Origin of the sequence: Halorubrum zhoui, from assembly GCF_051194155.1 — an archaeon.
GTDB lineage: Archaea > Halobacteriota > Halobacteria > Halobacteriales > Haloferacaceae > Halorubrum.
In genome coordinates, this window is record NZ_JBLZNJ010000003.1 from 1 (window position 1) to 19,277 (window position 19,277).

General features: G+C 67.9%; 23 protein-coding genes and 1 pseudogene. 14 read left to right on the forward strand and 10 right to left on the reverse strand.

Translation table 11 applies throughout. The features are described from left to right. Positions 1-392 precede the first annotated feature (392 nt). Positions 393-1,601, reverse strand: coding sequence for an NAD-binding protein (locus ACNTAO_RS04090; RefSeq protein WP_435160688.1), 1,209 nt, complete (start codon positions 1,599-1,601; stop codon positions 393-395). A 78-nt stretch (positions 1,602-1,679) separates the two neighbouring features. On the opposite strand from ACNTAO_RS04090, the pseudogene ACNTAO_RS04095 reads away from it, so the two are divergent. The 4 genes and pseudogenes from ACNTAO_RS04095 to ACNTAO_RS04110 all read left to right on the forward strand — a co-directional run. Beyond that, a pseudogene (locus ACNTAO_RS04095) lies at positions 1,680-1,955 on the forward strand (ubiquitin-like small modifier protein 1); the annotation flags it as partial. Between the two features lie 55 nt (positions 1,956-2,010). Next, positions 2,011-3,060, forward strand: coding sequence for a deoxyhypusine synthase (locus tag ACNTAO_RS04100; RefSeq protein ID WP_435160689.1), 1,050 nt, complete (start codon positions 2,011-2,013; stop codon positions 3,058-3,060). A gap of 42 nt (positions 3,061-3,102) precedes the next feature. Further along, complete coding sequence (locus ACNTAO_RS04105; RefSeq protein WP_435160690.1) at positions 3,103-3,303, forward strand: hypothetical protein; 201 nt, start codon at positions 3,103-3,105, stop codon at positions 3,301-3,303. Between the two features lie 4 nt (positions 3,304-3,307). Next, on the forward strand, positions 3,308-3,505 hold the full coding sequence (locus tag ACNTAO_RS04110) for a DUF8015 family protein (RefSeq protein ID WP_435160691.1): 198 nt from the start codon (positions 3,308-3,310) through the stop codon (positions 3,503-3,505). Positions 3,506-3,581: 76 nt separating this feature from the next. Here ACNTAO_RS04110 and ACNTAO_RS04115 read toward each other — a convergent pair whose 3' ends face one another. The 3 genes from ACNTAO_RS04115 to ACNTAO_RS04125 all read right to left on the reverse strand — a co-directional run bounded on the left by ACNTAO_RS04115 (position 3,582) and on the right by ACNTAO_RS04125 (position 4,272). After that, positions 3,582-3,758, reverse strand: a complete 177-nt coding sequence (locus tag ACNTAO_RS04115) for a 50S ribosomal protein L37e (RefSeq protein ID WP_435160693.1) — start codon at positions 3,756-3,758, stop codon at positions 3,582-3,584. Continuing rightward, on the reverse strand, positions 3,755-3,997 hold the full coding sequence (locus ACNTAO_RS04120) for an LSM domain-containing protein (protein WP_435160694.1): 243 nt from the start codon (positions 3,995-3,997) through the stop codon (positions 3,755-3,757). The genes ACNTAO_RS04115 and ACNTAO_RS04120 overlap by 4 nt, the downstream gene beginning before the upstream one ends. A gap of 92 nt (positions 3,998-4,089) precedes the next feature. Beyond that, on the reverse strand, positions 4,090-4,272 hold the full coding sequence (locus ACNTAO_RS04125) for a DUF8073 family membrane protein (protein ID WP_435160695.1): 183 nt from the start codon (positions 4,270-4,272) through the stop codon (positions 4,090-4,092). A 117-nt stretch (positions 4,273-4,389) separates the two neighbouring features. Between ACNTAO_RS04125 and ACNTAO_RS04130 the strand changes: the two genes are divergently transcribed. The 3 genes from ACNTAO_RS04130 to ACNTAO_RS04140 are packed head-to-tail and all read left to right on the forward strand — an operon-like array spanning position 4,390 to position 7,167. Beyond that, positions 4,390-5,829, forward strand: coding sequence for a cytochrome ubiquinol oxidase subunit I (locus ACNTAO_RS04130; RefSeq protein ID WP_435160697.1), 1,440 nt, complete (start codon positions 4,390-4,392; stop codon positions 5,827-5,829). Continuing rightward, positions 5,822-6,823 (forward strand): cytochrome d ubiquinol oxidase subunit II, encoded by a 1,002-nt coding sequence (locus ACNTAO_RS04135; protein WP_435160698.1) that lies wholly within the window; start codon positions 5,822-5,824, stop codon positions 6,821-6,823. The genes ACNTAO_RS04130 and ACNTAO_RS04135 overlap by 8 nt, the downstream gene beginning before the upstream one ends. Beyond that, the gene (locus ACNTAO_RS04140; RefSeq protein WP_435160700.1) at positions 6,823-7,167 is read left to right on the forward strand and encodes a hypothetical protein; all 345 of its coding nucleotides are present in this window, start codon (positions 6,823-6,825) and stop codon (positions 7,165-7,167) included. Before ACNTAO_RS04135 ends, ACNTAO_RS04140 begins: the two co-directional genes overlap by 1 nt. A 30-nt stretch (positions 7,168-7,197) precedes the next feature. Here ACNTAO_RS04140 and ACNTAO_RS04145 read toward each other — a convergent pair whose 3' ends face one another. Further along, positions 7,198-7,434, reverse strand: a complete 237-nt coding sequence (locus tag ACNTAO_RS04145) for a hypothetical protein (RefSeq protein ID WP_435160701.1) — start codon at positions 7,432-7,434, stop codon at positions 7,198-7,200. 139 nt (positions 7,435-7,573) lie between these two features. Between ACNTAO_RS04145 and ACNTAO_RS04150 the strand changes: the two genes are divergently transcribed. The 5 genes from ACNTAO_RS04150 (at position 7,574) to arcS (ending at position 13,668) form a co-directional block, all read left to right on the forward strand. Beyond that, positions 7,574-8,296 (forward strand): helix-turn-helix domain-containing protein, encoded by a 723-nt coding sequence (locus tag ACNTAO_RS04150; protein WP_435160702.1) that lies wholly within the window; start codon positions 7,574-7,576, stop codon positions 8,294-8,296. Beyond that, positions 8,293-9,168, forward strand: a complete 876-nt coding sequence (locus ACNTAO_RS04155; RefSeq protein ID WP_435160703.1) for a sulfurtransferase — start codon at positions 8,293-8,295, stop codon at positions 9,166-9,168. The genes ACNTAO_RS04150 and ACNTAO_RS04155 overlap by 4 nt, the downstream gene beginning before the upstream one ends. Before the next feature lie 267 nt (positions 9,169-9,435). Then, positions 9,436-10,788, forward strand: coding sequence for an RNase J family beta-CASP ribonuclease (locus tag ACNTAO_RS04160; protein ID WP_435160704.1), 1,353 nt, complete (start codon positions 9,436-9,438; stop codon positions 10,786-10,788). Further along, on the forward strand, positions 10,785-11,831 hold the full coding sequence (locus ACNTAO_RS04165) for a polyprenyl synthetase family protein (protein WP_435160705.1): 1,047 nt from the start codon (positions 10,785-10,787) through the stop codon (positions 11,829-11,831). The genes ACNTAO_RS04160 and ACNTAO_RS04165 overlap by 4 nt, the downstream gene beginning before the upstream one ends. Positions 11,832-11,898: 67 nt before the next feature. Further along, positions 11,899-13,668 (forward strand): archaeosine synthase subunit alpha, encoded by a 1,770-nt coding sequence (gene arcS / locus ACNTAO_RS04170; RefSeq protein WP_435160706.1) that lies wholly within the window; start codon positions 11,899-11,901, stop codon positions 13,666-13,668. Positions 13,669-13,677: 9 nt separating this feature from the next. On the opposite strand, the gene ACNTAO_RS04175 is transcribed toward arcS, so the two are convergent. The 5 genes from ACNTAO_RS04175 to ACNTAO_RS04195 all read right to left on the reverse strand — a co-directional run bounded on the left by ACNTAO_RS04175 (position 13,678) and on the right by ACNTAO_RS04195 (position 17,233). Further along, positions 13,678-14,058, reverse strand: a complete 381-nt coding sequence (locus ACNTAO_RS04175) for a nuclear transport factor 2 family protein (protein WP_435160707.1) — start codon at positions 14,056-14,058, stop codon at positions 13,678-13,680. Next, on the reverse strand, positions 14,051-15,259 hold the full coding sequence (locus ACNTAO_RS04180) for a potassium channel family protein (protein ID WP_435160708.1): 1,209 nt from the start codon (positions 15,257-15,259) through the stop codon (positions 14,051-14,053). The genes ACNTAO_RS04175 and ACNTAO_RS04180 overlap by 8 nt, the downstream gene beginning before the upstream one ends. 35 nt (positions 15,260-15,294) lie before the next feature. Next, positions 15,295-15,834 (reverse strand): double winged helix-containing putative transcriptional regulator, encoded by a 540-nt coding sequence (locus ACNTAO_RS04185; protein WP_435160709.1) that lies wholly within the window; start codon positions 15,832-15,834, stop codon positions 15,295-15,297. Beyond that, entirely contained in the window at positions 15,834-16,772 is a 939-nt protein-coding gene (gene mch / locus ACNTAO_RS04190; protein ID WP_435160710.1) for a methenyltetrahydromethanopterin cyclohydrolase, read from the reverse strand. Before mch ends, ACNTAO_RS04185 begins: the two co-directional genes overlap by 1 nt. A 74-nt stretch (positions 16,773-16,846) precedes the next feature. Further along, the gene (locus ACNTAO_RS04195; protein WP_435160711.1) at positions 16,847-17,233 is read right to left on the reverse strand and encodes a DUF7969 family protein; all 387 of its coding nucleotides are present in this window, start codon (positions 17,231-17,233) and stop codon (positions 16,847-16,849) included. A 161-nt stretch (positions 17,234-17,394) separates the two neighbouring features. Here ACNTAO_RS04195 and ACNTAO_RS04200 point away from each other — a divergent pair, with 161 nt between their 5' ends. Next, positions 17,395-18,237 (forward strand): eIF2B alpha/beta/delta subunit family protein, encoded by an 843-nt coding sequence (locus tag ACNTAO_RS04200; RefSeq protein WP_435160712.1) that lies wholly within the window; start codon positions 17,395-17,397, stop codon positions 18,235-18,237. A gap of 79 nt (positions 18,238-18,316) precedes the next feature. Further along, positions 18,317-19,270 carry a DUF7260 family protein gene (locus ACNTAO_RS04205; protein WP_435160713.1) on the forward strand — a complete coding sequence of 318 codons (954 nt, stop codon included), beginning with the start codon at positions 18,317-18,319 and terminating at the stop codon, positions 19,268-19,270. Positions 19,271-19,277 lie beyond the last annotated feature (7 nt).

Sequence of the window (19,277 nt, forward strand, 5' to 3'; positions counted from 1 at the left end):
ATGTCGGCAATACCACCGCCACATGCGCATTTGGGAGGGTGTGGCGGTAGTTAGTGCCCGGGTGTCACAGGTCATGTCGGCAATACCACCGCCACATGCGCATTTGGGAGGGTGTGGCGGTAGTTAGTGCCCGGGTGTCACAGGTCATGTCGGCAATACCACCGCCACATGCGCATTTGGGAGGGTGTGGCGAAGTGGTGTCCGGCTGTCACGGGGTCGTGGTGCTCACGCAGCCACACACGTACGAGAGCGAATCGGTTGGGGAGGGTGTGGTTCAACTGACGTCCGATGAATCGACCGAGAGGCGGGTGGGACCGAGCGACGTGCACACGGGCCGCACAGGGGCACCTGAGACGGCACGGTCGGGACCCGCGTACACGAGCCAGACACGCCTACACGTCCGGCTCGCCCGGGTGCGCCGTCGGCTCGCCGCTCGCATCCGACCCCGAGTCGACCGCGTCGTCGGCCGCCCGCGTCAACGCGTCGGCGTCGTCGGTGCCGAACGCCGAGTCGACGAGCATCTGTCCGCCGAGGACCGACGGCGAGATCACGCGGTCGGCCCCGGCACGGCGGAGCTTGTCGATGTTCTCCCGCTGGGTCGCGGCCGCGACGATCCTGACGTCCGGGTTGAGCTGTCTGGCCGTGAGGATGGCAAGCGCGTCGCGCGCGTCGTCGGCAGCCGCGACGACGACGGCCCGGGCGTCCTCGATGCGAACGCGGCGAAGCGGGTCGACGTCGCTCGGGTCGGCCGTGAGCACCGGCACCGACCGCTCTGTCAGCCGACGGGTCGCCGTCTCGTCGGTCGTCACGACGGCGTGTGCGTGTCCCTGTTCGTCGAGTCCGTCGAGGATAGGCTCCGTGAGGTCGCCGTACCCCAACACGAGGACGTGGTCGTCGAGGAGTTCGAACTGTCTGTTTGTCATGGTTCCGAGCGCCTTCGAGAGCCCTGCCTCGATGGCAGGGGTGAGGAGGACACCGAGTGCGACCGCGAAGGCCGCGACGTTCAACACGAGCGAGGAGAGCACGAACAGCTTCGTGATTCCGGTACCGGGCGTCACGTCGCCGTACCCGACCGTCGAGGCCGTGACGATGGTGAAGTAGAACGCGTCGACGAGCGTGTCGACGCCGGCGAACTCCTCGCGCAGCGCGTACGACCCGACGGTGCCGTACGCGACCGCGGCACCGAGCGCGGTCCCGGCGGCGAGCTGCGTCGGCGACGGGACGAACCGTCGGTCGAAACGCCCCCGGTTGACCGCGAGCGGCACGACGGACGCGAGCGAGAACGCCACGAGCAGCAACGAGACGGCAGACGTCTGGAGTAGTCCCTGTGCGGCCGCAAGCGGGAGCAACACCGCCGTCAGGTACCACCCGATGCGGTACCCCCGAAGCAGCGCGAATCCGCTCGCGAGCATCGCGACGCCGGTCACCGTCCCGGTGAACCCGACGGCCTGCTGGATCGACGACGGAACGTACGGCGCGAGCGGGCCACCGACGCCGACCCCGCCGATGTGGAGCAGGCCGACGACGATCGAGCACACGGCGACGGCGAACGTCAGGAGCACCGACGCACGGACCGAGACCCACTCGCGGCTCAACTCCATGCCCGCTCGTCTCCAGCGACCGTCGTAAATCCACCGAGGACGCAACGCTCATCACTCGTCCCCGCGCGAGGGAGAGGTATGGAGTGGAAGCTGTTCGCGGACATCGCGGAGATCGCTGGCAACCGCGTCGTCGACGTTGACGTGGCCGCCGGCGACACCGTCGGCGATGCCCTCGACGAGTTGCTCGCGACGCACCCGGCGCTTCGTGACCGGGTCCTCGAAGACGGCGACGTCGCCGACCACATCAACGTCCTGCACAACGGGCGAAACGTCCACCACGAGGACGGACTGGAGACGACGCTGGACGCGGGAGACGAGCTGGCGCTGTTTCCGCCGGTGAGTGGCGGATGCGTCGCGCACGTGCGTGCCGATCGGTCGGTTCAAACCCCGGCACGCCACAGTGGTGGACATGACCGACGACGCCGACGAGGAGAGCGAGACGCACACCGACGAGGGAAGCGACCGGGAGGAGTTCAGCCACGACCCCGTCGGGCACGCGCGGGTCGAAGCCGGGATGACCGCCGGCGAGCTGCTAGACGCCTACGGTGAGGCCGGGATCGGTGCAAGCGCACTCAACGACGCCGGCGACGTCCTCACCGAGATGCTCGCGAACGACGACTGCACCGTGTTCTGCTCGCTCGCCGGCGCGATGGTCCCTGCGGGAATGCGCCGGATTGTCTCCGATCTGATCCGTGACGGGTATATCGACGCACTCGTCACCACCGGTGCGAACCTGACACACGACGCGATCGAGGCGATCGGCGGCAAACATCACCACGGTCGCACCCACGACCCGGAACGCAGCCTCCGCGAGCACGACGAGACGCTGCGCGAGGAGGGAGTCGACCGGATCTACAACGTCTACTTACCGCAAGAGCACTTCACCGCGTTCGAACACCACCTCCGTGAGGCGGTGTTCCCGTCGCTCGAGGGATCCGGGCCCGTCTCCATTGCAGAGTTGTGTACGGCACTCGGCGAGGCGAACGCCCGAGTAAACGAGCGCGACGACGTCGCCGAGGACCCGGGCGTGGCCGCCGCCGCGGCCGACGCGGACGTGCCGGTGTACTGTCCGGCGGTCCAAGACTCCGTGTTGGGCTTACAGGCGTGGATGTACGCACAGACCGCCGACTTCACCCTGGACGCACTCGCGGACATGACGGCGCTCACCGACCTCGCGTTCGCGGCCGACGACGCGGGCTGTCTGCTCGTCGGCGGGGGCGTTCCAAAGAACTTCACGCTCCAAACCATGCTCGTGACTCCGCGTGCGTACGACTACGCCGTCCAGCTCACCATGGACCCCGAGGCGACGGGTGGCCTCTCGGGGGCCACGCTCGAAGAGGCGCGCTCGTGGGGAAAACTGGAGCCGGACGCACAAAACGCCTCGGTGTACGGGGACGCGACCGTGACGCTCCCGCTGCTCGTCGCGGCCGCCCGTGAGCGAATCGAAGGCGCTAATTAGATATAATTAGACTTTTTATCGAGGCGTCACACCATCCGTGTGATGAGCGAGTACACCACCATCTCGCTGCGCAAGGAGTTCGTCGCGGACGTGGAAGCGTACATCGAAGACGAGCCGTTCGGCTCGGTGAAAGAGTTCGTGAAACACGTCGTGGTTCGAGAGATGGAGACCGACGAGCCGATCTCGGCGGCCGAAGCGAAACAGATCGCCGCGAAACTCCGCGAGTTGGGCTACATGGAGTGAGTCGATGTCGGGCTCGACCCTCTCCACAGATCTCGACCGCGCGGACGTGATCCTCGGCGGGATGCCAGTGGTGTTTTTCGGGACGTCCGGCGTCGGGACCCTCGCGTTCGACGCCTGGGTCGTCGCCGTCTGTGGTGCAGCGCTGCTCTGTTGTCTCCTCGTCGTCGACGGGCTCTTCGTGCATCCGCCCTCGAACGGGTGAGTGTCCGGACACACGAGTCACTCACGAAGACAGCGGACAGACAGCAGGTAGGAGGCGATAAAACGCGGATCGTCGGTCAGTGGTCGCCGGCTTTCGACTGCCAGGCGTAGTCGCGTCGCTTCGCAGAGTCGCCGAAGCCGCAGGAGGCGCACCGTTCTTTCGTGAGGTGGTACGACTTCTCGCCGCAGCGGCGGCACTTCACGTGTACCGTCTTGTTCTTTTTCCCTTGAGAGGGCGTGCCGGAGCCGGTCATGCTTTGATCGTGACGACGTTATCGCCGCGTATAATCGTTGTGTCTTCGATTGCGACGGCGAACTCGCCGTCGAGGTCGTCGTCGACGCGGTCGTCGACGGCCGGCTCCGGTTCGATCACGATGTTCATGTGCTGGTCGTAGCCGCCGAGGACGCCGTAGTACGTCGTCCCATCTTTGAGGTGTACCGTCACCGGCTCCTCGAGCGACGCTTCGAGCACGTCGAGGGGTCGTCCACTCATTACGTCAACCGGTGCCCGTGAAACTATTAAAAATACCGGGAGACGGACGGATCGATGTGTTCGACGAGACGAGACGAGACGCCCTAGCCTCGTCACCCGAGCTCCTCGTTCCACCGCCGATAGAGACCGATGCCGAAAGCGAGGATCACGCCGCCCACGCCGATCTGCCGGCCGACCGTCCCGACGTCACCCGCAGTGAGCGCGACGACCGCTCGAACGGCCATCACGGCCGTGACGAGCCCGACCAGTGCGAGGACGACGTCTCGCGTCTCCATGCAATCTCGTCGTACAGCCGCTGCATAAACGATCAGGTTGTCACACGACAAGCCGCCCGTTAATCTAGTGGATGTCCGAACGTAACTCGTACGCGTGTAAACGCGGGTGTGCCCGGTATGATAGACCCAGTCCTCGCCAGTCGGCTGCAGTTCGCCATCACGACCATCGTCCACATCATCTTCCCGGTGATGAGCATGGGGTTGGCGCCGTTTCTCATCTACTTCACCTGGAAGGACATTCGGACGGGTGAACCGATATACGAGCAGTTACGCCGGTTTTGGACCAAGATATTCGCCATCTCGTTCGTCGTCGGGACGGTGACGGGGATCGTCTTGGAGTTCGAGTTCGGGACGAACTTCGCGGCGTTCTCGACGGCCGCGGGCGAGCTGTTCGGCGGGCCGCTCGCGGTCGAAGGGATGATGGCGTTCATGCTCGAGGCCACCTTCCTCGGCGTCTTCGTCTTCGGCCGCGAGCGCGTCGGTGACGCGCTTTACTTTGTCTCCAGTGTTGCCGTCGGACTGGGTACCTGGCTCTCTGCGGTGTGGATCCTGATCGCCAACTCGTGGATGCAGACGCCCCGCGGCTACGAGGTGGTGACCGAGAACGGCCAGCCGGTGATCCACCTCGTCGACCCCCTTGCGGCGTACTTTACGCCGCGGTTCGGATACATGTACGTCCACATGCAGAACGCGGCAGTCGAATCCGTGGCGTTGTTCATGGCCGGTGTCGCCGCGTACTTCGTCTTCAGACACCACGTGTGGGGCTATCAGACCCAACACGTCGAGTTCTGGGAGGTGACGCTGAAGATCGCGCTCGTCGCACTGCTCATCACCGCCCCGCTACAGGTGCTCCACGGCGACATGTACGGCCGGCACGTCGCCGAGACGCAGCCACAGAAGTTCGCCGCGATGGAGGCCGTCTGGGAGACGGAGGCATACGTGCCAGAGTACCTGGTCGCCGTCCCGACGAGTCTCGACCAACTCACCGATCCGCGTGCGAAGGAGCTCTTCGGCATCGGAATCCCGGGTGGTGCCTCGTGGCTCGCCAGCGGGGGTGATCCGTCGGCGGAGATACGCGGGCTCGAGACCTTCGAGTCGGAGGCTCCGCCGGTCGCGATCGTCTTCTGGGCGTTCCGGGGGATGGTCGGGCTCGGGTTCTGGTTCATCCTCCTCGCGTTCTGGGGCGGCTACCGCTGGTTCACCGGCGAGCTGTTCGAAGACGGCCTGTTACACAAGGCGCTCATGGCCTCCTCGCTGCTTGGGATCGTCGCGGTGCACCTTGGCTGGATCGTCACCGAAGTCGGCCGCCAGCCGTGGGTGATCCAGGGCGTGATGAAGACGAGCGAGGGCGTCTCTCCGGGACTCACCGCCGCCGAGGCGACGATCACGCTCGTCGGGTTCGTCCTCGTCTACGCGGCGCTGCTCGGACTGTACGTCTACGTGATTGCCCGCATCATCCGCAACGGTCCACCCGGCGAGTCGAGCCTGCGGTCGGTGCCCGACGCGCCACCGTCGCCGTCCGCGCCAGGGGCACCGGGGGTCGCCGACGATGATTAGCGTCGAGACACTCGGTGCCGGCCCGCTGTTCGGGCTGCCGCTCGCGGAGTTGTGGTTCGCGTTGTTGTTCGCCATGCTCGGGACGTTCTTGTTCCTCGACGGCTTCGACTTCGGCGCTGGGGCGATCTTCGCCGGCCTCTCCGGGCGAACCGAGCGCGAGTCAGTCCTCTCGGCGATCGGACCGTTCTGGGACGGCAACGAGGTGTGGCTCGTCGTCTTCGGCGGCGCGCTCTTCGCGTCGTTCCCGGCAGCGTACGCCAACCTGTTCAGCCGGCACTACCTGTTGATGTTCGGCATCCTCGGGGCGCTCATCCTCCGCGGGCTTGCCCCGGAGATGTACGAGCAGCGCCACGACGCCCGCTGGCAGCGGTGGTGGGGTCGGTCGTTCGTCGCCGGGAGCGTCCTCGCCCCGTTCCTCCTCGGTGCGTTCGCCGGCAACTGGCTCGTCGGAAGCACGCGGTCGGCCACTCTCGTCGGCGTCGTCATCGGCGTAACGCTCACCTCGCTCACCGTCGTCTCCGGGGCGGCGTTCCTTCGGCTGAAGACCGGAGAGACGCTGCCGACGAAGGTGACGCGATACGGACTCGTCGCGGTCGCCGGCTACCTCGTCGCGGTCGTCGCGACGCTCGCCGTCCTCGCCTTCCGGCTCCCGGGCGGCACCGCCGCGCTGTTCGACCCGCCGATACTCGGATTGGTCGTCGCATCGATCGGCCTCGCCGGTGGGTACGCACTCGCGCTGCGGCGCGGCGCGAACCTCGCGGCACTCGCCGCAGCCGGGGGACTCACCTACGGGCTCGCGGCGGTCGTCGGCCTCCTCATGTACCCGCAGATCGACCCTGCGGTCGGCCTCCGCGTCGACGAGGCGATCGTCTCTACCCTGCCGTTGAACCTGATGACGGTCGGTGCGTCGCTGTTGTTGCCGCTCGTGACGCTGTACTTTATCGTGCTGTACTCGGCGTTCAGCGGGCCGATATCACCGGAGGAGACTTACTGATGGGCGACGCGGACGGGTCCCCGCAGTCGGCAGATGGCGGTTGGCCAGGCGACCAGGTAGACGACGACCGAACGGACGACGACCGAAGAGACGACGACCGAACGGACGACGGTACGCAATCGACCGGGAATCGTGGCTCCGTCGGAACCGGACGGCTGCTCTCGCGGGTGCTCGTCACGTGGGTCGAACTCACCGTCGTCGGCTTCACGGGAGCCGCCGTGGGTGGGCTGACGTCCGGTCCACCGCAACTCGTCGGCTACTTCGCGACGGTGTTGGGACTCGTCGCGGTGTTCATGTACAACGTCGATCAACACGTCACCGAACGATTGGCCGATGTACGCTAACCCACACTGGGTCGTCGGTACCCAACCCGATCATCCGATGCGTCGACGCTCTCGGGTCTCGACGCCACGGTCTCGTCTGAGTGCGATGCCGACCAGCAGTGCTGCACTCGGCACGAACAACAGCGCACCGAGCGCCGTGACGGCATCGTCGGCGACGATGCCGTACGCGACGCCGACGACCGCGACGACGAGCGCGACGACGCCCGGAACCAGGACGCGTCGGTCGACGGCGGCCGCACGGCGAGCGAGCGAACGAAGCGCGACCATACACAGGATCGACGTGGCCAGCGAGCCCTATGTCCGTCGTTGTCGTGAGCCAACCCGGTCGATCGACGATGAGAGACGGGCGGCCGGCGCGCGGCGACCACGTCACGACCGCGAACGGCCGCCCCTCGGAGACGCCTAAATGTACGACTTTAGCTTCACGATCACCTACGAGCCCGGCGCAGACGCGTACATGGACACGTTCATCGAGTGCGACTCGCTCCGATCGGAGACGGTGTACGCCTGTCTCGACCCCTCACGGATGTGGTCACTCGAGTTTCTCACGGGCGACCCGGGCGAGATCGAGGCGGTCGACGCGCACTTCGACGACGGCGCGCCCGACCGCGAGTCCGTGAGCGGGCGGCCCTGTGCGGCGACGCGAACCGTCAGTCGGCTGGCCGGTGAGCGCCGCAGGCGGGTCACCTACACCCACCTCTCGGGTATCGACTACTGCGACGCCGTCCCGCTGCTCGCAACCCGGTTCTTCGAGACCGGCGTGGTGTTCAAACAGGTGCGGTCGGGAGCGACGGCGCAGTGGCGCGTCCTCGCACAGGACGACGAGAAGGTCGGGCTCCTGTACGACTCCGTGAGTGCCCGTCTCGCCGACGGCCTCTCCTTCTCGTTCGACCACCTGACCGAGCTCGACCGGTGGCGCGGCGACCTGCTCGCGCCCGGTGGCCTTCGCGCAGAACAACGGCAGACGCTCGTGACCGCCGTCGAGCACGGCTACTTCGAGACCCCCCGCGAGGTGACGCTCGACGAACTGGCCGAAGAACTCGACGTTCCGCGCTCGACCGTCTCGTACCGACTCCGGCGCGCAACCGCGGAGCTCGCGAAGGCCTTCGTCGACGAGGGGGCGCCGTGACCGACGCGTACCCGGACGCAGCCCTCGTCTCACCCGACTGGGTCGCCGACCGGCTCGACCGAGCGACCGCTAACGACCCCGGGCTCCGGGTCGTCGAGGTCGACGTCGACACCGACCGCTACGGGCGCGGGCACGTTCCCGGGGCGGTCGGCCTCGACTGGCGGCGCGACCTCCGTGCAGCCGACAGCCACGATATCGTCGGCCCGGAGGCGATGGCCCGACTCCTCGGCGACTGCGGGATCACCGCAGAGACGACGGTCGTCGTGTACGGCGACGAGGCGAACTGGTTCGCAACGCACTTGTACTGGCAGCTCACCCACTACGGGCACCCGGACGTCCGGGTCGTCGACGGCGGCCGCGAGTACTGGGTCGAACAGGGATACCCGACGTCGACCGCGACGGTGTCGACGACGACGCGGTCGTACGGTCGGCCGCTGTCACCGCCGGCGCGACCGGCCGTGCGCGCGTCTCGCGCCGACGTCTCTGCGGCGATCGACGACGAGACAGTCCTCGTCGACGTTAGACTCGACGCCGAGTTCCGCGGCGAGCGGACCGCCCCGCCGGGCACGGACGAGTCGGCGGTCCGCGGAGGACACGTGCCGGGCGCGACCAACGTGCTGTGGGCCGAGAACCTCCGGCCGGATCGTCGGTTCAAATCGCCGGCAGCGCTTCGGGCGCTGTACGCGGACCACGGGATCACGGCCGACGACGCCGTCATCGCCTACTGTCGGATCGGTGAGCGGTCGTCTATCACGTGGCTCGCGCTGTCGGAACTGCTCGGCTTCGATCGCGTGGCCAACTACGACGGGTCTTGGACCGAGTGGGGGAACCTCGTCGGCGTGCCGATCGAGACGGGATCGACGTCGCGGTGAGCAGAACGGCGCGATGGGTGGGGCGGTGTGACGGTCAGGATGGGGCGGTGTGACGGGCGAGGCGGTCGCCGCGGCGACGATCCCCGGTGTTTTTATCGTCCCGTGGTCTACGTCGGGGTACCACACTCCCGCGGGACACGGTGAGCCGACGTCGGCTCGGCCGTAGCGGGGCCTTCACCGACACGCGGTTAGACGCCGGGGCTGACGGCTCCTGTGCGGGGTACCAGTGAGAGACCGCCGAACGGCGGCGATCGAACCCACACCACTATGGAAATCGAAATTGCGACAATCGGCGGCTACGAGGAGGTCGGCAGACAGATGACGGCGGTCCGTGCGGGCGAGGACATCGTCATCTTCGATATGGGCCTGAACCTGAGTAAGGTCCTCATCCACGACAACGTGGAGACCGAGAAGATGCACAGCCTCGACCTGATCGACATGGGCGCGATCCCAGACGATCGGATCATGAGCGACCTCGAAGGCGACGTCCAGGCCATCGTCCCGACGCACGGTCACCTCGACCACATCGCGGCGATTCCCAAGCTCGCGCACCGATACAACGCGCCCGTGGTCGGGTCGCCGTACACCATCGAACTGGTGAAACAACAGGTCGCAGACGAGGGGAAGTTCAACGTCGACAACGACCTCGTGAAGATGAAAGCCGGCGGCACGATGGCGATCGGTGACTCCGAACAGGTCGAGCTGGAGTTCGTCAACGTTACCCACTCGATCATCGACGCGATCAACCCGGTGTTACACACGCCCGAGGGGGCCATCGTCTACGGCCTCGACAAGCGAATGGACCACACGCCGGTCATCGGCGACCCGATAGACATGGCCCGATTCCGCGAGATCGGCCGCCAGGACGAGGGTGTGCTCTGTTACATCGAAGACTGCACCAACGCCGGCAAGAAGGGCCGCACGCCGTCGGAGTCGGTCGCGCGAAAACACCTCCACGATACGCTCACGTCGGTCGAAGACTACTCGGGCGGCATCGTCGCGACGACGTTCTCTTCACACATCGCGCGGGTGAAGTCGCTCGTCGAGTTCGCCCGTGAGATCGGCAGACAGCCGGTTCTGCTCGGCCGTTCGATGGAGAAGTACTCCGGCACCGCAGAGCGACTCGACTTCGTCGACTTCCAGGGCGACGTCGGGATGTACGGTCACCGCAAGTCCGTCGACCGCGCGTTCAAGCGGATCATGAAGGAGGGGAAGGGCAACTTCCTCCCCATCGTGACGGGCCACCAGGGTGAGCCGCGCGCGATGTTGACCCGGATGGGACGCGGTGAGACGCCGTACGAGCTCGAAGACGGCGACAAGGTCGTCTTCAGCGCGGGGATCATCCCCGAGCCGACCAACGAGGGACAGCGGTACCAGTCCGAACAGCTGCTCCGGATGCAGGGCGCGCGGATCTTCGACGACATTCACGTCTCCGGACACCTGCGCGAGGAGGGGCACTACGAGATGCTCGACACGCTCCAGCCGCAACACCTCCTCCCCGCTCACCAGAACATGAAGGGCCGGTCGCCGTACGTCGACCTGGCGAACGCACAGGGGTACAAGCTCGGTCGTGACCTCCACGTCACGCAGAACGGAAACACCATCCAACTCGTCGAATGACGACCGAGACGACGGAGGCGCGGGTGCTCGAGGCCATCCGCGAGCGGCGCGAGCTGGTCAACGCCGCTATCGACGATGAGCTCCCCGTACAGCCGCCGGAGCGGCTCTACGAGGCGTCGCGGTACATCCTCGAGGCGGGAGGCAAGCGGCTCCGGCCCGCGGTGACGACGCTCGCAGCGGAGGCAGTGGCCGACGTCGAGCCGATGAGCGCCGACTTCCGGGCGTTCACCGCCCCCGACGGGAGCGTCGTGGACGTCATGCGCGCGGCCGTCTCGATCGAGGTGATCCAGTCGTTCACGCTGATCCACGACGACATCATGGACGACGACGCGCTGCGTCGCGGTGTTCCCGCGGTCCACGAGCAGTACGACACCTCGACGGCGATCCTCGCCGGCGACACGCTCTACTCGAAGGCGTTCGAGATACTGTCAGAGACCGGCGCCGACCCGGCGTGCGGGCAGGCGGCGATGCGACTGCTCGCCTCGACGTGTACGGAGATCTGTGAGGGACAGTCGCTCGACGTCGCCTTCGAGTCGCGCGACGACATCGACCCCGACGAGTACCTCGAGATGGTCGAGTTGAAGACCGCCGTGTTGTACGGCGCGGCAGCCTCGATGGCGGGCGTGTTGCTCGGCGCCGACGACGACGTCGTCGACGCGCTGTACCAGTACGGGATCGACTCCGGCCGCGCGTTTCAGATCCAAGACGACGTGCTCGACCTCACCGTCCCGTCCGACGAGCTCGGCAAACAACGCGGCTCGGACCTCGTCGAGGGCAAAGAGACGCTCGTCACCCTCCACGCCCGTCGTGCGGGCGTCGACGTCGACGGACTCGTCGACGCAGAGACGCCGGCGGCCGTCACCGAGGCGGCCGTCGACGAGGCGGTCGAGACCCTCGAGGCGGCCGGGTCCATCGCGTACGCCAGAGAGACGGCGACGGAGCTCACAGAGCGCTCGAAAGAGCACCTCTCGGTGCTCCCGGAGAGCGACGCCCGCCGCCTCCTCGAAGACCTCGCGGACTACCTCATCACCCGCGGCTACTGACCGTCGAGGGCGCGAGAGGGCATTCGAGAAGCGCAAGAGGGTTACTGATGCCCGCGAGAGGACGACCATGACCGAGTACTTCGAGGTGCACGAGCGCGACGGCGCGGCGAGGATCGGTGAGGTGCGACTCACCGACCCGGTGACCACGCCCGCGCTCGCCGACCCGTTCCTCGTCGACGCCGGCAGCCTCTGGGCTGCCGACCGCGAGGAGCCCGCCGGCGACCCCGCGGCGCTTACTGTGCTTCCACACCGATCGTTTCCGGCGGGGACGCGCACGGCGGTTCGGGAGGCGTTTCGGGTCGATCACCCCGACGTCGACGCGCCGACCGCGGCCGTCGTCGATAGCGCGTCGCCGGAGCCGGTCGGCGCGGACGCGTATCTCCTGGCCGACGCCGCCGGGTTCGTCGGCCACGGCGAGGCGTTTCGCGACGCGATCTGTGCGGCGAAAGCGGCACTGCCCGCAGACACCGCGTTGTACCTCGCCGGCGTGGCGACGCCCGCGAACGTCGCGACGCTCGTCGCCGCCGGCGTCGACCTCGTCGACGCGACACTGGCGCGAACGAAGGGCACCCAAGGGAAGTACCTCACCGAGTCGGGCGAACACTTCCTCGAAGACCTCACCGAGCTGCCGTGTGCGTGTCCGGCGTGTGCGACGCCCCGCGACGCGTTCACCCGTGCCGACTGTGCCGAACACAACGTCAACGCGCTCTCGGCCGCACTGCGGCGGGTTCGTGAGCGGATTCGGGCCGGACGGCTGCGCGACTACCTCGAGGGACAGGCGCGCCACGAGGCGTGGCTCACCGCGACGCTTCGGGAGTTCGACGACCAGTGGACGTACCTCGAGACGCGGACCCCGGTGTTTCGAAGCGCCGAACTCACCGCCGCGTCGGCCGAGACGCTCGACCGGGTGGCGATCAAACGGTTCGCCGACCGCGTGACGACCCGATATCGAAGCCGGTTCACCGACCACCCGCTGGTGCTCGTTCCGTGTTCGGCGACGAAGCCGTACAGCGACTCACAGAGCCACCGGCAGTTTCACGACGCGATCCAGTGGCGCGGACACACCGTCTCGATGACCTCGCCCATCGGGGTCGTACCGCAGGAGCTCGAGACGACGTATCCCGCCCAACACTACGACGCGGTCGTCACGGGCGACTGGGCCGAAGACGAGGTCGGCTTCGTCGCCGAGGTGCTCCGGCGGTACCTGGCTCGCACCGACTACGACCGAGTTATCGCACACGTGCCGACCGACGGGTACCGCGAGATATGTGAGCGCGTCGAGGCCGACCCGGCCGTCGATATGCCGTTCGAGTACACCTGTGAGGACCACCCCACGACCGACGCGTCGCTCGCGGCGCTCGACGCCGCACTCGAGGGCGAGCCGGCCTACAGCAAGCGCGAGCGCGAACACAACACCGTTCGGGCACTCGCCGACTACCTGATCGGTGACGGGGCGGGAGACGCGCTGTTCACCGACCTTTCGACGACGGGCCGCTATCCCAAGCTCCAAGCGTGGACGACCGAGGGCGACGACCGCGAACAGCTCGCGACGATGGTGCCACAGTACGGCACGCTCTCGTTCACGCTCGCGGGGGCTCGCCGGTGGGTCGAACGCGACGTGCCGACGCGTCGCGTCGAGATCGACGGCTTCGTTCCGCACGGCTCGGTGCTCGCGCCGGGTGTCGTCGACGCGACCGATTCGATCCGCGTCGGCGACGAGGTCGTCATCGAGGGACCGAGGGCGTTCGCGGTCGGTCGCGCCGAGATGGCCGGTACAGAGATGGTCGAGTCGACCCGCGGCGTCGCCGCGACGGTCCGTCACGTCCAAGAGACGTGAGGGGGCCGGTCACTCGACGGGGACGTACGTCTCGAGCCGGGTGAGTCGTCCGTCGGTGACGGTGAAGACGTCGAGGAAGGTGAACAGCTCGTCGCCGGTGGCCTCAAGGAGCCGACCGCGAACGGCGACGCCGGTCGCTTCACCCGCCGGACCACCGCCAGAGGCGTCGCCCGGGTCGGTCGCGTACACCGCGTCGACGACGTGTTCGGTGTCGGTCATCGGCCGATCCTCGCGCATGAACGTGACGAACCGATCGCGGCCCCGAAGCGTCTGGTCCGGACGCACGTGGACGAACGCCGGGTCGAGTCGGTCGGCGAGCGCCTCGTATCGGTCGGTATCGATCGTCTCGTAGTACGACCGCGCGAGCGCGGCGGGCGTCTGCTCACACATCGGCGAGACTGGCGAACTCGGTCGCCGACGTACGGGTGCCCTTCGAGATGATGACGTCGCCGACGCGAATGGTGGTGTCGAGGTCGGGGCCGACGAGCCACCCCTCGTCCGGGCGGCGGATCGCGAGTACGCTCGTCGAGATGTCGGTCGCCGGCACGCCGTCCTCGACGCGCGTCCCCGCCAGGGCGCTCCCAGCTTCGACCGGGGTTCGGGTGATGATTTCGTCGGACTCACGGACGGCCATCTCGACGACCGGGTGGACGCTCAAGTCACGTAACACTCCTTCGGCGATCTCGACGGCGGCGTCTGAGATCTCTTCGGTCGCGACGCCGAGGTGGATGAGCCCGCGGAGTGAGACCGGGTCCGCCGCTGCGTTCGCTGCCCGAAGCGTCCACGCCTCGAACCGTGACTGGAGCGCGTCGACTTCGACCTCGAGGTTCGACACCTCGGTCGCGAGCGCCTCGGTGTCGAACAACACGGCGCCGTACGCCAGGTCGACGGAGAGTTCAGAGAGATTCTTCATCAACACGATGGAGTCGACGGCCCGTTCGAGGTCGTCGATGGCGGGCTCTGCGGGCGGATCGGGCTCGAACGGCTCACCGGCGAGCGCCGGGTACACCTCGGAGACGCCCGCCTCGGGGCCGCGAAGCAGCGTCACATCCCCCGGCTCGAGTCGCGTCGCCGGTCCCGGGTTGCATATCCAGTCGTCGTCGCGCCGCACGGCGATGACTCGCACACCCGTCAGCGACTCCAAGTCGACGTCGCCGAGGGGTCGACCCGCGTACGTCGAGTCGTCCACGACGGTACCGCGCACGAGCGTCTCGACCCCTTCGGTGAGGGCGCCGCGCATCGCGTCCGGGAGTCCGATCTCGTCGCTCACGATCTTCGCGATGTCGCCGGCGGCGTCGGATATCTTGTCGGCGGCGGCGACGACGCCGAGTACGGGGGCCAGCGTCTCGGCCTCGCTCGGACTTCGCGCCGCGAGCATGAGGCTCATCCGGGCCCGAAGCTGGAGGACGTCCATCCGGCGTTCGAGTTCGACCACCTCGTGTGCGACCGACGGGCTCCCGTGGAGCACCGCGGAGTACGAGAGGTCGATGAGGAGCTCCGCGGTGTCTTTCATCTCCACGAGCAACTCCTTCACGCTCGTGGGCTCGTACGACACCGTCTCGGCCGGGCCCTCTTCGTCGAATCCGGGCATACCACGTGGTCCACCGGCTCCGGCAAAAAGGCTTGTCACGCCGGTGAGCCGCCGGATTCGAGCGCGTCGCCGGCGACGTACGCCGACGACTCGGTCGCTGTCCCGTCGATTGGCGTCGCCAGATCGACGAGCGAGAACCACCTCAACAGCCGGTCCGCGCGGTCGACCCACGTCTGCTCCCACGAGGGGTCCCGCGCACGGTCGTGTCGCGGAACGTCCGCACGCGTCGCCGCGAACAGCGACTCCGGCGTGACCGGCGTCGTCGGCGTCGCCTCGCGGAGCAGCTCGAGTGCGGTGGGTGCGTGTACGATCCCGTCGCGGAGGCCGCGCCGGACCACCTCGGCCGTCGGGTCGACGTCGGCGCGGACGAACCCGCGCGGCGTCTCACGGACGAGACCGAGCGTGCGGAGGAACGCGAGCCAATCGTTCGCGGCCCGCCGGTCCGCAAGTCCACAGCGATCACGGAGTCGAGCACAGCAGTCGTCGGTGTCGCCAGGCACGAGCGGGACGGCCCGCTGGTATGTGTCGAGCGCGTCGAGGTCGACTGGGGGTTCTGGAACGCGCTTGAGCCGCATCAGCGGTAGCCGAAGGAGTCGGCGAGCAACGCCTCGTCGGTCTCGCCGACCGTGTAGACGGGGCCGTCGACGACGTCGACGGTGACCTGTGCGGGCGCAAACACGCTCTCTGGCACCGCGTAGAAGTCCCACTCGGCGTCGTCGAACACCTCGACGAAGGGGGTGCCGTAGTCCTCGCGGACAGTCGAGACGATCTGCTCGAAGCGGTCGTCGTCGCGGGCCACCTGGAGATGCACTCGCCCGCCGTACGCCAGCGCGTCGTTCGTCCGGCCCATCGCCAGCGCCTCGTCGTGGGTCGCCGGGGCGATCGGCGCGCTGCCGGCCGCGTGGAGCACGTCGGTCGGCTCGTAGCCGACCTCGAGGAGCCGGAACACGGCGAGCTCTGCGGCTCGTGCCGCGGTCGCGACCGATCCCGCCATCGAGCCGGTGGCGTAGGTTGGTAAGAAGACGCCCTCCGGGTCGACCTCCGCGAGGTCGGCGACGTGCTCGGCGACCGTCTCGTCCGGAAGCGTCGCAGACTCGACGGCGAGCGTCGCGAACTCGGCTTCGTCGTAGTACCCGACCCGCTCGAACTCCGTCTCCTGGCCGACGAGCGCCCGGGCCGGCCCGGAGCCGAGGCCGTCGAAGCCGTCGTCGAACGTCAGCTCCCAGCCGGCCTTCTGTGCACACAACAGCGCGACCGCCGGATGGTCCGTCGAGAGCTCGACGTACTCTCTCGGGGCCCCGGCGAGCTCACCGAGCCGCGTGTTCACGCTCGCGAGGCCGGCCGTCTGGATCTCCGCCAGGAGCAGTCCGGCCTCCACGCCACCGGTGGCGTCCACGCCGAAGTCGATCACCGTCGCGCCGTTGTCGAGTTCGTAGCCCGCTACGTCGAGTTCGCCCGCGAAGTCGAGCGCCTCGTCGACGAGCTCGATCGCGGTCCGATTGATGCTCTCCATACCAGGCGTTCGATCCCCACACTAAGGGGTTTGCCGGTCGCGGGCGGGCCGCATCGGCGGCACTCAGAGAGCGATCACCAGAACCCCCCCGATCCGCTCGGACCGCCGGGGCCGCGTGGGCCCGACGGTCGCGGATCGGGGTCGATCCGCACTCGTTCGCCCTCGGGCCGCGGGTCTATCTCTGTGCCGTTCTCGTATCGGACGAACGAAAGATAAAACGGCTCGCCACAGCCCGGGTCGCCCTCGCTCTCGTCGGACGGATCCCAGGTGACGCCCTCGCTCTCGCCGCAGACGAACCGCACGCCGTCGGCTGCGCCGTCCTCGAACGGGGCCGTCGGCTCGACGTACTGCCACCCCTCGAACGGATACGGCGTCACCGACTTGTCGGCGAGGTAGCCGTCGCGCTCGAGGGCGACGATCGTCTCACAGTGCGGACAGTGATAGGTGACCGGGTAACTCATAACCATCGTTGGGGCGGACCCGACAAACATCCGTCGGCGCCGACGCCGACGCGGTCACCCCACCGGCACAGTCACCCCGCCGGCGCTGATCGACGCCGACTCTTCGGGTCGCGGTCGGCAGGCCCGCAATCGCTTTGGGCGGTGGCGTCGACTCTGTGTCCATGATCGACGAGACGGTCGCCGAGATACGAGCGATGCGAACGCACAGCACCTCGACGGTGGCGGTGAAAGCGACGCAGTCGCTCGCGGAGCTGCTTGAGCGTGAGTACACGGCCGTCGACGAGTTCGAACGAGACCTCGAGCACAACGCCGGCGTGTTGCGACGGTCGAATCCCTCACACGCCGCGCTCCACAACGCGATGCGAGAGGTCGAGCGGGCGGTGATCGGTGAGCCGACCACCGTCGAGGGCGCAAAACAGCGGCTCGAATCGGTGATCGACCGCGTCGTCGAAGACATCGAGACGGCGAAGGCGGCCGCGGCGGCCAACGCCGCCGCCCGGATCGCCGACGGGGAGACGATACTGGTCCACGACTACTCGAGCACCGTGCTCGAGTCGATAGAGACTGCCGCCCGCGACGGTGCTCACCTGACGGTGTACGTGACGGAGGCCCGTCCACGAACGATGGGCCGCAAGACCGCACGCGTGCTCGCGGGCATGGACCGCGTCGACACCCACCTCGTCGTCGACGCAGCGATGGGATATGCCCTCCGCGACTGCGACCGCGTCTTACTCGGGATTACGTGTATCACCGGTGGGACGTACTACAACCGGATCGGGACGTTTCCGGTGGTCGTCACGGCACGAGAGCTCGGCGTCCCGATCACGGCGGTCGGGTCGGGTGCGAAGACGATCGCCGAGTTCCGGTTCGAAAACGAGTTTCGCGACGACGTAGAGGTGATGCGCGAGCCCGTCGAGGGCGTGACCATAGAGAACCCGAGCTACGACGCGACCCCGATCGACATGCTCGACACCGTGATCACGGACGACGGCGTGCGCGAGTGAGCCCGCGGCGCGTCGTCGATCGCGGCCGAGACCGGGGGGCGCCACAACGGTTTTGACGTGTGCCGCGTTGACGTGGTGTATGAGCGTGCATCGTGGCGGCGACATCAGGTTTCAGATTCCGGCTCGAGAGACGCTCGAATCCGGCTGTGCAGGGACTGGGTGTGACCCGCTCGCGGTCGTAACCGACCCCGTCGTCGTGGCCGCGCTCGTCTGCGTCGGTCTGTTGCTCACCGTCGCCGCGGCGTACGTCCGCGACGCGAAGGCGACGTGTCGAAAGGAGCGCCGGCGGGTCGTCGACGAGCGCGACGCGTTCGAGGAGTTCGGCGACCGCGTCGCGGCGCTACGCCCGACCACGGCCCGAGAGACGTCCGTTGAGCCCGAACGCCTCACAGCCCCCGGTCTCGCCGCCGACCTACCCGTTGCGGACGGCGGCCGCAGCCGGGTGCTGGCCGCCTACCAGGACACCGTCGTCTCGTTACCCCACTACCGAGCGGAGTACGACGAGACGGTCGGCGAGAGCCTCGCTGCCGAGCTCGGCGAGGACACGGCCGTCTCACTGGCGTCGAACGAGGCGCTCTCACCGGGGCTCCAGTCGGCGCTCGTCGACCGAAGCCGGCGCGCCGCGGCGGCGCGAGAGTCGCTCGCGGCGGCCATCGACGTCGAGATCGACCGCCTCGAGCGGGCAGGCGACCGCGTGGCCGACGTCGACCGACGCCGGGAGCGGCTCGTCGACCACCTCGCGGGACTCACCGGCGAGACCGCACTCGACGCGTCGATCGACGTCTGGGAGCGGCTAGACGCCCTCGAAGCCGAGTGTGACGCGGTCGCCGCCGACCGCCAGGCGCAGCTGTCAGAGCCGCCCGCACCGATGCGGGCGTCCGGGCCGTCGCCGCCCGTCGACGTCGCGTTCACCGAGTACCTGTACGAGCCGAGCCCGGGGACAGACCACCCGGTGTTGGCGGCGATTGCGGCGGCCGCAGCCCGGATACGGCGCGACCGCGACCGCGTCGCCGCCCGCATCGCGGAGTCGTGAGTCCGCG

Bases quoted from the DNA above. Each gene is read 5' to 3' on its own strand.
- ACNTAO_RS04090 (WP_435160688.1), bottom strand. From the start codon at position 1,601: ATGGAGTTGAGCCGCGAGTGGGTCTCGGTCCGTGCGTCGGTGCTCCTG.
- ACNTAO_RS04100 (WP_435160689.1), top strand. From the start codon at position 2,011: ATGACCGACGACGCCGACGAGGAGAGCGAGACGCACACCGACGAGGGA.
- ACNTAO_RS04105 (WP_435160690.1), top strand. From the start codon at position 3,103: ATGAGCGAGTACACCACCATCTCGCTGCGCAAGGAGTTCGTCGCGGAC.
- ACNTAO_RS04110 (WP_435160691.1), top strand. From the start codon at position 3,308: ATGTCGGGCTCGACCCTCTCCACAGATCTCGACCGCGCGGACGTGATC.
- ACNTAO_RS04115 (WP_435160693.1), bottom strand. From the start codon at position 3,758: ATGACCGGCTCCGGCACGCCCTCTCAAGGGAAAAAGAACAAGACGGTA.
- ACNTAO_RS04120 (WP_435160694.1), bottom strand. From the start codon at position 3,997: ATGAGTGGACGACCCCTCGACGTGCTCGAAGCGTCGCTCGAGGAGCCG.
- ACNTAO_RS04125 (WP_435160695.1), bottom strand. From the start codon at position 4,272: ATGGAGACGCGAGACGTCGTCCTCGCACTGGTCGGGCTCGTCACGGCC.
- ACNTAO_RS04130 (WP_435160697.1), top strand. From the start codon at position 4,390: ATGATAGACCCAGTCCTCGCCAGTCGGCTGCAGTTCGCCATCACGACC.
- ACNTAO_RS04135 (WP_435160698.1), top strand. From the start codon at position 5,822: ATGATTAGCGTCGAGACACTCGGTGCCGGCCCGCTGTTCGGGCTGCCG.
- ACNTAO_RS04140 (WP_435160700.1), top strand. From the start codon at position 6,823: ATGGGCGACGCGGACGGGTCCCCGCAGTCGGCAGATGGCGGTTGGCCA.
- ACNTAO_RS04145 (WP_435160701.1), bottom strand. From the start codon at position 7,434: ATGGTCGCGCTTCGTTCGCTCGCTCGCCGTGCGGCCGCCGTCGACCGA.
- ACNTAO_RS04150 (WP_435160702.1), top strand. From the start codon at position 7,574: ATGTACGACTTTAGCTTCACGATCACCTACGAGCCCGGCGCAGACGCG.
- ACNTAO_RS04160 (WP_435160704.1), top strand. From the start codon at position 9,436: ATGGAAATCGAAATTGCGACAATCGGCGGCTACGAGGAGGTCGGCAGA.
- ACNTAO_RS04165 (WP_435160705.1), top strand. From the start codon at position 10,785: ATGACGACCGAGACGACGGAGGCGCGGGTGCTCGAGGCCATCCGCGAG.
- arcS (WP_435160706.1), top strand. From the start codon at position 11,899: ATGACCGAGTACTTCGAGGTGCACGAGCGCGACGGCGCGGCGAGGATC.
- ACNTAO_RS04175 (WP_435160707.1), bottom strand. From the start codon at position 14,058: ATGTGTGAGCAGACGCCCGCCGCGCTCGCGCGGTCGTACTACGAGACG.
- ACNTAO_RS04180 (WP_435160708.1), bottom strand. From the start codon at position 15,259: ATGCCCGGATTCGACGAAGAGGGCCCGGCCGAGACGGTGTCGTACGAG.
- ACNTAO_RS04185 (WP_435160709.1), bottom strand. From the start codon at position 15,834: ATGCGGCTCAAGCGCGTTCCAGAACCCCCAGTCGACCTCGACGCGCTC.
- mch (WP_435160710.1), bottom strand. From the start codon at position 16,772: ATGGAGAGCATCAATCGGACCGCGATCGAGCTCGTCGACGAGGCGCTC.
- ACNTAO_RS04195 (WP_435160711.1), bottom strand. From the start codon at position 17,233: ATGAGTTACCCGGTCACCTATCACTGTCCGCACTGTGAGACGATCGTC.
- ACNTAO_RS04200 (WP_435160712.1), top strand. From the start codon at position 17,395: ATGATCGACGAGACGGTCGCCGAGATACGAGCGATGCGAACGCACAGC.
- ACNTAO_RS04205 (WP_435160713.1), top strand. From the start codon at position 18,317: ATGAGCGTGCATCGTGGCGGCGACATCAGGTTTCAGATTCCGGCTCGA.